This is a genomic window from Brachybacterium sp. GPGPB12 (genome assembly GCF_038396325.1).
GTDB lineage: Bacteria > Actinomycetota > Actinomycetes > Actinomycetales > Dermabacteraceae > Brachybacterium > Brachybacterium conglomeratum.
The window spans coordinates 125,160-137,221 of sequence record NZ_CP149573.1 but is presented as its reverse complement, the minus strand read 5'-3'; the positions used below and the strand labels follow the sequence as shown (position 1 = coordinate 137,221).

Annotated in this window: 10 protein-coding genes and 3 pseudogenes; 6 read left to right on the top strand and 7 right to left on the bottom strand. The window is 74.4% G+C overall.

Annotation, left to right across the window (positions count from 1 at the left end; genetic code table 11):
- Positions 1-10 precede the first annotated feature (10 nt).
- Positions 11-314, bottom strand: a pseudogene (locus tag WKH84_RS00730) (DUF4193 domain-containing protein).
- A gap of 295 nt (positions 315-609) precedes the next feature.
- On the opposite strand from WKH84_RS00730, the gene sepH reads away from it, so the two are divergent.
- A complete protein-coding gene (sepH, locus tag WKH84_RS00725) occupies positions 610-1,947 on the top strand; it encodes a septation protein SepH (RefSeq protein WP_341855317.1) in 1,338 nt (445 codons plus the stop codon).
- 60 nt (positions 1,948-2,007) lie between these two features.
- Here sepH and WKH84_RS00720 read toward each other — a convergent pair whose 3' ends face one another.
- The 5 genes and pseudogenes from WKH84_RS00720 to WKH84_RS00700 form a co-directional block, all read right to left on the bottom strand.
- Positions 2,008-3,150: an alkaline phosphatase family protein gene (locus WKH84_RS00720; RefSeq protein ID WP_341855316.1), complete on the bottom strand. Its 1,143-nt coding sequence runs from the start codon at positions 3,148-3,150 to the stop codon at positions 2,008-2,010.
- Positions 3,151-3,158: 8 nt separating this feature from the next.
- Positions 3,159-3,734 carry a DUF5998 family protein gene (locus tag WKH84_RS00715; protein WP_341855315.1) on the bottom strand — a complete coding sequence of 192 codons (576 nt, stop codon included), beginning with the start codon at positions 3,732-3,734 and terminating at the stop codon, positions 3,159-3,161.
- A 37-nt stretch (positions 3,735-3,771) separates the two neighbouring features.
- Positions 3,772-5,387, bottom strand: a pseudogene (locus WKH84_RS00710) (acetate--CoA ligase family protein); the annotation flags it as partial.
- Complete coding sequence (locus WKH84_RS00705; RefSeq protein WP_341856723.1) at positions 5,276-5,722, bottom strand: CoA-binding protein; 447 nt, start codon at positions 5,720-5,722, stop codon at positions 5,276-5,278. The pseudogene WKH84_RS00710 and the gene WKH84_RS00705, both read right to left, overlap by 112 nt.
- Positions 5,686-6,072, bottom strand: coding sequence for a hypothetical protein (locus WKH84_RS00700; protein ID WP_341857058.1), 387 nt, complete (start codon positions 6,070-6,072; stop codon positions 5,686-5,688). Before WKH84_RS00700 ends, WKH84_RS00705 begins: the two co-directional genes overlap by 37 nt.
- A gap of 557 nt (positions 6,073-6,629) precedes the next feature.
- Here WKH84_RS00700 and WKH84_RS00695 point away from each other — a divergent pair.
- From WKH84_RS00695 to WKH84_RS00675, 5 genes and pseudogenes are all read left to right on the top strand, one after another.
- Positions 6,630-9,087 (top strand): annotated as a pseudogene (locus tag WKH84_RS00695) (DNA topoisomerase IV subunit A).
- Between the two features lie 4 nt (positions 9,088-9,091).
- On the top strand, positions 9,092-9,964 hold the full coding sequence (locus WKH84_RS00690; protein WP_341855314.1) for a hypothetical protein: 873 nt from the start codon (positions 9,092-9,094) through the stop codon (positions 9,962-9,964).
- 32 nt (positions 9,965-9,996) lie between these two features.
- A complete protein-coding gene (locus WKH84_RS00685; protein WP_341855313.1) occupies positions 9,997-10,245 on the top strand; it encodes a hypothetical protein in 249 nt (82 codons plus the stop codon).
- 4 nt (positions 10,246-10,249) lie between these two features.
- Positions 10,250-10,723 (top strand): hypothetical protein, encoded by a 474-nt coding sequence (locus WKH84_RS00680; RefSeq protein WP_341855312.1) that lies wholly within the window; start codon positions 10,250-10,252, stop codon positions 10,721-10,723.
- Positions 10,708-11,157, top strand: coding sequence for a hypothetical protein (locus tag WKH84_RS00675; protein ID WP_341855311.1), 450 nt, complete (start codon positions 10,708-10,710; stop codon positions 11,155-11,157). Before WKH84_RS00680 ends, WKH84_RS00675 begins: the two co-directional genes overlap by 16 nt.
- Here the strand turns inward: WKH84_RS00675 and WKH84_RS00670 are convergent.
- Entirely contained in the window at positions 11,068-11,979 is a 912-nt protein-coding gene (locus tag WKH84_RS00670) for a metallophosphoesterase (protein ID WP_341855310.1), read from the bottom strand. The genes WKH84_RS00675 and WKH84_RS00670 overlap by 90 nt on opposite strands.
- Positions 11,980-12,062: the final 83 nt, after the last annotated feature.

The window sequence follows — 12,062 nt, the reverse complement described above, 5'->3', positions numbered from 1 at the left end:
CGCGCGCACGTCAGGCCGCCGCGCAGTCCTTGCAGATGATGAGCGTGCCCTCGACGTGGTCGATCTGGCCGCGGTGCTTCACGAGGAAGCGGCTGGCGCACGTGAACTCGTCCGCCTGGCGGGGCGAAGACGCGCACGGAGAGCTCCTCGCCGGAGAGGTCGGCGCCCGGGAGCTCGTAGGAGTCGGCCGCCTCGGCCTCGTCCTCGTCGACCGTGGGGGTCGCCGACTCGTTCCGTCGGCCCTTCAGCTCCTCGATGGAGTCGTCGTTCGACTCGTCGTCGTTCTTGCGCGGGGCGTCGTAATCAGTGGCCATCTACGGTCCGTTCCTGGTTGTCTGCGGGGTCGTACGACCTGGGTGTGGGCATGTCCGCGCCGGTGCGGCCACTAGGGACCGCATCCGACCGGTCCGGGTCCCAACGCTGAATGCGGCGGCATTATTGCAGAGGCACCCGTGAGCGGCAACACGACGTCCCCGCCCCGTAGGCGTCCGGTGACGACGGCCCGGGCGCGTCCGGCGCGCACCCAGGCGTCGCACTGTAGGGTCACGGCCTAGACTGTGCCTGCGAGCGACCAGGCTCCGAGACCAGGCTCGGACGGAGAGGACGACGATGCGCGAGCTCGATCTCGACGGGATCCACGACGACGGGGAGCATCTGCTCCTGGTCGACTCCGACGGCGATCGGTACACCCTGCGGATCGACCGCGCTCTGCGCGCCGCGGTGCGCTCGGACCGTCCCGCGCTGAACATGATCCAGGCGGCCGACGCGACCCCGCCGCGCCCCAAGGAGATCCAGGCGATGCTCCGCGCCGGCCGCGGCGCGGAGGAGATCTCGGAGACCTCCGAGATCCCCCTCGAGCACGTCCGCCGCTACGAGGGGCCGGTGCTCGCCGAGCGCGAGTGGACCGCCCAGCGGGCGCGCACCTTCCCCGTCGGCCGCGGCGGCCCCGCCCTCCAGGAGGTCGTCGCCGAGCGGCTCGCCGCCCGCGAGGCGACCGGCGAGAGCGCCTGGGACGCCTGGCGGCGCCCCGACGGCACCTGGACCCTCGAGCTGACCTTCTCCGCAGGCGGTCGCACCCGGCAGGCCCACTGGGCCGCCGATGTCGAGACCCGCTCCGTCTCCCCGCTGGACGACGAGGCCCGCTGGATCAGCGACGAGGACGCCCCGCCCGAGCCGAGCCGCGGCCGCGGCCGGCTCCAGGCCGTGAAGTCCTCCGTGTACGACCTCGAGGCCGACGGCTCGCTCGAGGGCGAGTCGCCCCGCGCCCGCACCTGGCCGCACCGCCGTCCCGTGGCGGACGAGCACCCCTCCGCGCTCGAGGACAGCGAGCTCGACGCGCTCAACGCCCGTCGCGGGATGCGCTCCGTCCCCCGCCCCGACGACTCCGCGACCGTCTGGTCGGGGCTCGACGAGACCGTCGAGGAGCCCGGCGACGACAGCACCGAGGCGCAGGGCTCCGGGCTCGCCGCCGATCCCGCTCCGCACGCCGATCACGCGCGTCCCGTCGCGCCGGTGCTCGCCGGCCCGGCGGAGGCCGGATCGGGCGCCGGGGCCGACCAGTCCCCCGCCGACCACGACCCGGACGCGGAGGCCCTGCGCGAGCACTCCTCGGCGCCGGAGGAGCAGGACGGGCAGGGCGCCGACGAGGAGCTCGCCGCCCAGGACCCCTCGGACTCCCCGAGCGCGCAGGACGGCGCCGACGACCCGGCCGAGGAGACCTCCGACGAGGCGGGCGACGAGCCCGAGCGGCCGGAGATCCAGTACCAGGACACCGTGGACCTCACGCCGCTGCCCGGCTTCGACGACGCCTCCGCCGCCGCGCGGGGAGAGGGCTCCGGCGAGTCCGAGGAGCCCGCGAAGCCTGCCCGGAAGTCCTCCCGGTCGAAGAGCAAGCGCGCCTCGATGCCCAGCTGGGACGAGATCGTCTTCGGCTCCCGGAACGACTGAGACGTCTCCCGGGGCCGCCGCGGGCGGGCCTGCCCACCGGGCATCGCGCCGCGGCAGGGCTCAGGTGATCGTGCGCAGCAGCGGCACGACCGCCTCCCCCGAGGTGAGCGATCCGTGCACCCCGATCATCGACCGGGCCGTCTCGGATCGGCGTGAGAAGTCGTCGACGCCCCAGCGTCCGCGGGCGAGGACGAGCACGTCGGCGATCCGTCCCCGGACGTGCTCGGGGATCGCCGTGGCGGCAGGGCCGAGCGACCCCGAGGCGAGCACCTGCTCCCGGGTGAGGACCAGGGCGCGCTCCCCCATCAGCACGCGCATCCGCTCGGCGAGCTCCGCGGCGGCGCCGTCGCCGGGCACCGCGTGCAGGGCGAGCGCCCTCGCCTCCCCCGTCACCTCCTCGACCAGGGACAGGATCGCCGGCTCCTCCGCGAGGTCGACGGTGTGCGCAGCGGAGGTGTCGACCATCCCGTGATCGGCGGTGAGGTGGACGCGGGTCCCACGGGGGACGCGTCTCAGCGGCGTGCCGATCAGCGCGTCGACCTCGGCGAGCGCGGTGCGCCACGGCTCGGAGTCGATGCCGTGCACGTGGCCGGCGTGGTCCACGTCGTCCACGTGCAGGTGCACCAGCGCATCCGGGCCGCCGCGGTGCGGCGCGGTGCGCACCGCCTCGACGCGGTCCCCACGCCCCTGGGCGAGGAACTCCCAGCCGCGATAGGCGACGCCGCTGAGATGGGAGCGGGCGTGCTTGGCGGGGGCGACCTGCACGGCGCGGCGCGTCCCGGCCTCCACCGGGGTCGTCAGCGGCATCCAGGCGTGGGGGTCCAGGCCCGGGGCGCCGGTCAGCTGGTTGACGGCCCGGCGGTCCACGGGTTCGAAGCCGAGATAGCCCAGCACCCCGTGCTCGAGCGGTGCGAGCCCCGTGTGCAGGGAGACCATCGCGCTGGCGGTCGTCGACGGGGTGACCGTGCGGATCCGCTCCACGGAGCCCTCGAGGCGCCTCAGCGTCGGAGTGAGCGCCCGGTGCTCGGTCAGCAGGTCCGCGCCGACGCCGTCGAGCGGCACCACCAGGTCCCGTCCCTCCTCGGGCGCGGAGGCGAGGGGGGCGAGCACGTCCAGCAGGCCCGGCCGCTCCCCCGCGGCGAAGGGCGGGGCCAGCAGGTCCTCGGGCCAGTCGGGCAGGGCGGGATCGTCCATCTCGGCCATGCTCCGGCTCAGGCCCCGAGGTCGTCGATCGCCTCGAGGAGGCGGTCGTGGAAGGCGAGCGCCTCCTCGACCGCGGCCTCGCCGTCGGCCAGCGCGCTGACCCGCGGCGCGAGGTCCGCGGGGGCGGAGCCGCCGGTGTAACCGTGGTCCGCCTGGCAGGTGGGGTCGCCGCAGTCGGCCGGCTCGAGGTCGAGGCGACGGTCGCCGTCCCAGGTCACTCCGAGGGTGATCTCGGACTCGCGGCCCGTGGCGAGTCGCCCGTCGGCGTCGAAGACCTGGGACAGGCCCGTCGAGGTGATGCGGCGCAGACGCACCCGCTCGGTGGTCGAGACGACCTGGCTGGGGTTCAGCGCGTCCGCGGGGTCGTCGTCGAGATGGGTGATCAGCAGGTGCGTCGCGGTGAGCACGACGACGGTGAGGTGCCGTCGCACCTCGGGGCCGTCGAAGGTGGTCTCGGCACGCACGAGGTGCGTGAGCACGGCCGCTCCGCGCAGGGAGCGCGCGATGCTGCGGGAGGCGGCCTGGGGGAAGTACCCGGCGGTCTCGAGGTCCTTCCGGAGGTCGGCGGGCAGGGCGGTGGTCATGGCGCCAGTCTCCCACGCGGCGGACGCCGGACGATCCTCAGGCACCGGGCGGTCCGGACAGCGTGCGACGCGCACCGTCGGTGCGGTTCGGCGCGGGGGCGAGCCGTGCTCCTGCCCCGACCACGGTGAGGCCGTGCTGGGCGACCAGCACCGGGTACAGCTCGAGGAAGGCGAGCTCGGGCAGGTCCTCGGCGAGGAGGCCCACCCGCACCACCAGGTCGGCGAGCGCGTCGCGGTCCGCGGGCGGCGCCCCCCGGGCGCCGCGGAGCTTCACGGCGCTGGCGGGGGCGTCGACGAGCCGGTGCGCACCGGCCTCGCTGAAGGGCGGGATCGCATAGGCGATGTCGTCCAGGAGGTCGGTCGCGTCCCCCGCCACGGACAGGGAGAGCACCGGCCCCAGGGAGGGGTCCTCGACGCGCGCACCACCATCGGCACCCCGGCCGGCGCCATCGCCTGCACCTCGAGCGGCGCGGAGGAGTAGGAGAGGTCCTTGCGCATGGCCTGCACCGCATGGCGCGGCTGGACGGCGTCGGGGATCCCCAGGCGCACCCCGCCGAGGTCCGCACGATGGCGCGACACGGGATCGGTGCTCTTCAGCGCGACGGGATATCCGATCTCGGCGGCGCGGGCGAGCGCCTCGTCCTCGTCGGCGACGCGTCGGCCCTGCAGCGACTCGATGCCGTAGGCGGCCAGCGGCGCGGCGACGTCCTCTCCCCCGACCTCGATCTCGACCTCGGCGCCGGTGCGGTCCCCGGGGTCCGACGGGCTCCCCGCGCCGGGGTGGTCCCTCAGGAGCCGCTCGGCGATCTCCCGCGCCGCGGCGCGGTCCACGTCCTCGCGCCGGGCCGGCTCCTCGTCGTCGGCCGCGGGTCGCAGCGTCGCCTCGAGCAGGCCGGAGGCGGCGCGGACGACGGCGAAGGGGGTGGCGTGCACCGGCGGGAGCCGCGGGTCGACGCGCACCCGGCCGCGCGCCGCGTCGAAGCGGTCGCTGCCGGTGACCACGCACACCAGCGGCACCACCTCGGAGTGGCGGGCGACGATCGCCATCTGGCGCGAGACCTCCTCGGCGTCCTCGCCCTGCGCGTCGAGCATTCCGGCGATCACGAGGTCCACCTCGCCCAGCGCCGCCATCGTGGTGAAGGCGCGCTGGATCTGACGCGGGTCCGGCGAGAGGGGGACGGAGCGGTTCTCGGCCACGATGCGCGACCCGGCGCCGTCCGCGGCGCCGCGCAGCGACGCGCCGAGCGCCGCCGTGTTGGAGAGGATCCCGACCCGCGGCCCGAGCGGGAGGCCCTGGCGCTCGATGCCGTCGACGACGTCCAGGAGGTGGTCGACTCCCCCGGTCTGCACGACCCCGGCGGAGTCGAGCACCTGGTCCAGGGCGCGCCGAGGCGGCGTCGAGCGGCGCACGTCGTGGCCGGGCGGCAGATGGGACTCGCTGCCGGGCGGGCGCGAGACGATCAGCGGGGTGCGGCGGGTCAGGCGCCGGGCGATCCGGGTGAACTTGCGCGGGTTGCCCATCGACTCCATGGCCAGCCCGATCACGCCCACCTCCTCGTCGTCCTCCCAGTGCTGGAGGGTGTCGTTGAGGGAGACGTCGGCGCGGTTGCCCACGCCCACGAACTCGTGCAGGCCGATCCCGCGGGCATCGGTGCCGGCCAGGAGCATCGCGGAGAGCGCGCTGGACTGCCCGGCGAGCGCGGCCCGCCCCGCGCGCGGCATGTGCGGGGCGAGGGAGAGGTTGAGCGGCGAGTCGCCGGTGCGCGCATGCCGAGGGATCCCGGTCCCAGCGACCGCATGCCGTGGCGTCGGATCCGCGCCACCAGCTCGCGCTGGAGGCTCCGGCCGTGCTCGCTGTCGGCGAATCCCTCGGTGGGGATCACGACGCTGTGCACCCCGATCTCGGCGCACTCCTCGACCGCGTCGAGGCAGGCCTCGGGGCGCGGCGCGATCACGGCGAGGTCGACGGGTCCGGGGACCTCGGAGATCCGCGCCCAGGCGCGTCGGCCCCGCGCTCGAGCGCCTCGCGGGAGACGAGGTGGACGGTTCCCGGGTAGCCGGATCCCTCCAGCGCGGTGAGGAAGCGGCCGCCGACCGAATCGCGGTGGGAGGAGACCCCCACCAGGAGCACGGACTCGGGGTGGAGCGACCGCTCCATGGCGCGCGCCTCGGCGCGGTGTTCTCGCTCCGCCATCACCGCGAGGGACCGGGCGGTGGGGTCGATCCGGAAGGACACCATGACCACCCCGTCGTCGAGGGTGCGGTCGACGTCGAATCCCGCCTCGGTGAAGACCTTGATCATCTTCGTGTTCTGCGGGAGCACCTCGGCGGTGAACACGTCGATGCCCTGCTCCCGCGCGGCGGCCGCGAGGTGCTCGAGCGAAGACGGACCCCAGTCCGGAGCCCTGTCGGGAGTCGGCGACGTTGAAGGCGACCTCCGCCGAGCGCGGGGAGGTCCGGTCGTAGCGGCCGACGGCGACGATGTCCTTTCCCACGAGCACGACGAAGGCGACCCGGTCGCGATGGTCCACGGTGGTGAAGCGGGTCAGGTCCCGCTCGGACAGCCGCGGCATCGGCGCGAAGAACCGCAGGTACCGCGAGTGCTCGGACTGGCGCTGGTGGAAGGCCTGGAGCGCCTCGGCGTCCTCGGGCAGGATCGGGCGCAGGTGCGCCGCCGAGCCGTCGCGCAGGGCGATGTCCGCCTCCCAGTGCGCGGGATACGCCGGGCCGGCGCCGCCGCCGCCCCGGGCACGTCGTCGCAGGGACCGCAGGCCGTCGCGTCTGTCCGCCATGGCTCGATCCTAGTCCGGCGGCGGCGGGTGTTGACGGGATTCACGTCCCGTCGGGCGCACGGGATCCCAGGATCATGGCCGGTCATGCGCCATGATGTCCTCCATGGCCCGATCACGCGACACCGCACCGCCCGCTGGGGACGACGCCGTCGACGAGACCATCGTCGACATCGACGTCACCAGCGAGATGGAGTCCTCGTTCCTCGAGTACGCCTACTCCGTGATCTACTCCCGGGCGCCGCCCGATGCCCGCGACGGCCTCAAGCCCGTCCAGCGCCGTATCCTCTACATGATGGCGGAGATGGGTCTGCGGCCCGAGAAGGGCCACGTCAAGAGCCAGCGCGTGGTCGGCGAGGTGATGGGCAAGCTCCACCCCCATGGCGACACCGCGATCTACGACGCGCTGGTGCGCATGGCGCAGGGCTTCAACATGCGCCTGCCGCTGGTGGACGGGCACGGCAACTTCGGCTCCCTGGACAACGGCCCGGCGGCGGCCCGATACACCGAGGCGCGCCTGGCGAAGGCCGCGCCGCTCATGACGGACTCGCTGGACGAGGACGTCGTGGACATGGTGCCCAACTACGACAACCAGCTCACCCAGCCCGAGATGCTCCCCGCGCAGTACCCGAACCTCCTGGTCAACGGCGCTTCCGGCATCGCGGTCGGCATGGCCACGAACATGGCGCCGCACAACCTGGTCGAGACGATCGCCGCGGCCCGCCATCTCATCGAGAACCCGGAGACGGATCTCGAGGAGCTGATGCGCTTCGTGCCCGGCCCGGATCTGCCGACGGGCGGTCGGATCGTGGGCCTGGACGGGGTCCGGGACGCCTACCGCACCGGTCGCGGCTCCTTCAAGATGCGGGCCACCACCCGGATCGAGAACGTCACCTCGCGCCGCAAGGGCATCGTCGTCACCGAGTCGCCGTACCAGGTCGGTCCCGAGCGCCTCGCCGAGAAGTCGCGCGACGCGGTGCAGTCCAAGAAGGTCACCGGCATCACCGACTACCAGGACCTCACCGACCGCCACCACGGCATGCGGCTCGTGCTCACGGTGAAGTCCGGCTTCGAGCCCGAGGCGGTGCTCGAGCGACTCTACCGCTTCACCCCGCTGGAGGAGTCCTTCGGCATCAACAACGTCGCCCTGGTCGACGGGCGGCCCCGCACGATGGGCCTCAAGCAGCCGCTGGAGGTGTTCGTCGCCCACCGCCTGGCCGTGGTGCGGCGCCGCACCGAGCACCGCCTCGGCAAGCGCAGGGCGCGCCTGCACCTGGTCGAGGGCCTGCTGCTGGCGATCCTCGACATCGACGAGGTCATCCAGATCGTGCGCCAGAGCGACGACGCGGAGACCGCCCGCACCCGCCTGATGCAGGTCTTCGACCTCACCCAGGTGCAGGCCGAGTACATCCTCGAGCCGCGCCTGCGCCGCCTGACGAAGTTCTCGCAGATCGACCTCGAGGCGGAGCGGGACGAGCCGCGGGCCGAGATCGAGCGTCTCGAAGAGATCCTGGGCTCCGAGGAGGTCCTGCGCCGCCTGGTCTCCGACGAGCTGGCCGCCGTCGCGGCCGAGCACGGAGACGCGCGCCGCACGGTGTCGCTCGAGTCCGCCTCCGCCCCGGCGCCGAAGGCGGGCGCCTCCCTCGAGGTCGCCGACGAGCCCTGCGGCGTGCACCTGACCGGCACGGGGCTGATCGCCCGAGTCTCCGGGGAGGGGCCGCTGCTGCGGGAGGGCCCGCGAGGCGCGCACGACGTGATCGTCTCCTCGGTGCGCAAGACCACCCGCGCCGAGGTGGGCGTCGTGACCGATCGCGGCCGGGTGCGCCGCCTGTCCGTCGTGGACCTGCCGAACCTCGCCCCGACCGCCTCGGCGCCCTCCCTCGCCGGCGGCACGCGACTGGTCGACCTGCTGGAGCTCGAGCGGGACGAGCGCCCGCTGGGGCTGATCCGCCTGGCCGAGGCGGACATCGCCCGCGGCGGCGCGATCGCGCTGGGCACCCGCCAGGGCGTGGTCAAGCGGGTCCAGCTCGACTTCCCCCGCACCGACGGCTTCGAGATCATCTCGCTGAAGGACGGCGACGCCGTCGTCGGCGTCGTGGACCTCGAGGACGACGCGGACCTCGACCTCGTCTTCGTCACGACCGACGCACAGCTGCTGCACTTCCCCTCCTCCGGCGTGCGCCCCCAGGGCCGCGGCGCGGGCGGCGTGGCCGGGATCAAGCTCGCGGGCGATGCGCAGGTGCTGTCCTTCGGCGTGATCGACGTGACGGCGCCCGCGGACGTCGTCACCGTCGCGGGCGACTCGTCGACGCGCGCCGCTGCTGCAGACCGGCTCGCTCAAGGTCTCCTCGCTGACGGAGTTCCCGGCGAAGGGCCGCTCCACCGCCGGCATGCGCCGCCATCGCTTCCTGCGCGGCGAGGACTCCCTCATCGGCGCATGGGTGGTGCCGCATCCGGCCCGCGCCTCCTCCGAGGCGGGCCAGCCGATCGACCTTCCCGAGCCCACCGGTCGACGCGACGGCTCCGGCACCCCCGTCCCGGTGCCGATCGCCGCGGTCGGCTGATCCGTTGCCGACCCCCGCCGCGCACCGGGCGACCGGGGCGACCCGCGCCGAGAACGCGCATGCCACGATCGGGGTCGCCGGCGCGGCCGTCGGCCTCGTGGTGGGTCTGAGCGCGCTGCGGGGCACCGCGGCGCTGTCGGGGACCGGATCGATCGGCCAGGTCGCGGCCCTCTCCGTGGCCGGTCGCGGGACCGCGACCTCGGTGCTGGTGCTCGTCACGGACCGGGTGCGCACGATGCCCTGGTTCGGCTCCCGGCCGCTCTGGCGGCGCGCCCTGGACGTGGTGGGGCTCTCGCTCATCCACGGCCTGCTGGGCCTGTTCCTCACCGGCGCGCTGTTCGCGGTGTTCCAGCAGGCCTTCCAGGGCGTGGCGCTGGACCGCTTCGCCGGCACCTTCTGGGTCGCGGCCGCCAGCGGCGGCGCCGCCTACATCGCCTCCTCCTCGCTGACGGCGCTGACCGGACGCTCGCTCGCGACGCCGCTGGCCGCCTTCCTCACCGTCGGCGTGCTCGCCAGCGCGCTGAGCGCCCCGGACCCGTACTGGTGGGAGCGCTACTTCTCCGAGCTCGGCGAGGGGACCGGGGCCTCCAGCACGATCTTCAACCTCACCCTGCTGCTGACGGGCATCGCCCTGCTGACGGTGGTGGAGTTCATCGCGCACGACCTCGACCGGTGGGCCCGCGCCACGGGCGAGGACCATCGCGCGGTGACCGCGGTGCGGGTGATGCTCACCCTCGTCGGCGTGCTCGTCGCGCTGGTCTCGCGGAGCGTGAGCGTGCTCTGGCACGACGTCCTCGCCCAGTCGCTGGTGGTGGTGTTCGCGCTGACGCCGCTGGTGCTCGCCGGTGCTCGCTGCGCCGCCTGCCCGGGGCCCTGATCGGCTTCACCGCCGGCGCCTTCGCCCTGCTGATGATGGTGGTCGTGCTCTACGCCGGGGTGGGCTACCTGAACTTCACGGCTTTCGAGATGGGGGCGGCGGTGATCGTGTTCGTCTGGTCGCTCTTCGCTCATCCGCACGGTCTCGGCCGCCGCGGAGGGCCTGCCCGAGGACGGCGCCGGGGCCGCGGCCGCGGGTCCCCCGCAGGAGGGTCCTGCCGTGACGGCCGGCCCCGAGGACGAGCGAGCCCGGCGTCTCCTCCTGAGGGCGTGGGACGATAGGCCCATGAGCACCGATCCCCGGTCCCCCGCCGTCCAGGACCCCGCGGCCGCCGCCGCCCGCGGCGCCGCCGTCCCGCTCCCCGAGGGCGTCTCCCTCGGCACCGCGCACGGCGTCGATGCCGTCCTGGTCGACACCCCCGCAGCGACCGGCGTGCTCCTGCTCGACGGCGCGCACCTGACCAGCTGGGCCCCCGCCGGCGGGCAGGACCTGCTGTGGATGAGCCCGAGCTCCGAGTTCGGGCCCGGCGTCGCCGTCCGCGGCGGCGTGCCCCTGGTCGGCCCCTGGTTCGGGCCCGGCCGCGATCTCGCCCGCACGGTCAAGCACGGCTGGTCGCGGAACATCCGCTGGGAGCTCGCCTCCGCCCGCCGCGAGCGCGACGACGTCGAGATCACCCTCGTCACCCCCGAGGACGCGGTCGCACTGCGCGGCGAGGCCGTCTTCCGCCTCGGCGCGCGCTGGACGTGGACCTCACCCTGACCGCCGGCTCGCGCCCGGTCGAGCTCGAGGCGGCGCCGCACACCTATCTCGCCGTCGGCGACGTGCGCGAGATCGAGATCCTCGGCCTCGAGGGCGCCGCCTACCTCGACAACACGCGGGACCTCGCCGCGGACGTCCTGCCCGAGGAGCCGCCGCGCCTGACCGCCTCCACCGACCGCATCACCGAGGCGACCGGCGAGGTGACCGTCGTGGACCCGGTGCTCGGCCGACGTCTCGTCTCCACCCCGCGCGGCACCTCCCGCACCGTGGTGTGGAACCCCTGGGACACCCTGGTGACGGGGATGGCGGACATCCCCGATGCGGACTGGCCCCGCTTCGTCTGCCTAGAGCCCGCCGTCGCCAAGGACGGCTTCGTCGCGCTCGAGCCCGGCGCCTCCCACCGCCTCGGCGTCACCTACCGCATCGAGGGCTGAGCACGGCTCCTCCCCGCGTCGGGAGCCCTGCGGGGACTCCTGCACGAGATCGACGACGACGAGCTCGCGCGGGTTGTTCACCCGCACGCCGACGACGCTGTTGCCGAGCCCGCGGCTGATCACTATGGCGGTGTCCCCCTGGCGGTGCACGCCCTCGGTGAGCGCCGGGAGCCATCCCTGGTGCGGGGCGAAGAGCGGCCCGACCAGCGGCGCCCGCACCTGCCCGCCGTGCGCATGCCCCGAGAGGACGACGTCCGCGCCGTGATCGGCGTACTGGGCGAGGAACTCGGGGCGATGGGCGAGCGACACCGTCGGGCCCGGTGCGGACTCGAGCGCGAGCCGGTCCAGCACCGCGGCGGGCTGGGCCGGGGTCCGTCCGTCGACCACGGCGACCCGTCGGTCCTCGAGCCCCGCGACCGTCACCTCGGTGCCGCGGATCTCGAGGCTCGTCACCTCGTCGCGCAGGATCCTCACCCCGGCGTCCTCGAGCCCCGCCAGCGGCTCCTCGCGCAGGGCGGAGTCGCCCTCGTGGTTGCCGAGCACGAAGAAGGTGGGGGCGACGGCGCTGAGGTGCTCGGCGAGGTCCAGGACGGAGCCGAGATCGGTGGTGCGCATGTCGATCAGGTCGCCGGTGAGCGCGACGAGATCGACGTCCCGCCGCTCGATCTCGGCGGCGAGCCGGTCCAGGAAGTCGCCGTGGTCGGCGGCGTGCAGGTCGGAGACGTGCGCGATGCGCGACCCGCCCTCCGGGATCGCGGCGACCTCGACCGCCTGCTCGGTGACCACGAGGCGACGGTTGTCCCAGAGCAGACCAGCCGGCACCGAGCAGCAAGACGAGCGCCGCGACGAGCGCGCCGACGACCAGGCGCTGACCCCGAGCGCGCCCGGTCCCGACGCTCCGCGGG

Bases quoted from the DNA above. Each gene is read 5' to 3' on its own strand.
- sepH (WP_341855317.1), top strand. From the start codon at position 610: ATGCGCGAGCTCGATCTCGACGGGATCCACGACGACGGGGAGCATCTG.
- WKH84_RS00720 (WP_341855316.1), bottom strand. From the start codon at position 3,150: ATGGCCGAGATGGACGATCCCGCCCTGCCCGACTGGCCCGAGGACCTG.
- WKH84_RS00715 (WP_341855315.1), bottom strand. From the start codon at position 3,734: ATGACCACCGCCCTGCCCGCCGACCTCCGGAAGGACCTCGAGACCGCC.
- WKH84_RS00685 (WP_341855313.1), top strand. From the start codon at position 9,997: ATGATGGTGGTCGTGCTCTACGCCGGGGTGGGCTACCTGAACTTCACG.
- WKH84_RS00680 (WP_341855312.1), top strand. From the start codon at position 10,250: ATGAGCACCGATCCCCGGTCCCCCGCCGTCCAGGACCCCGCGGCCGCC.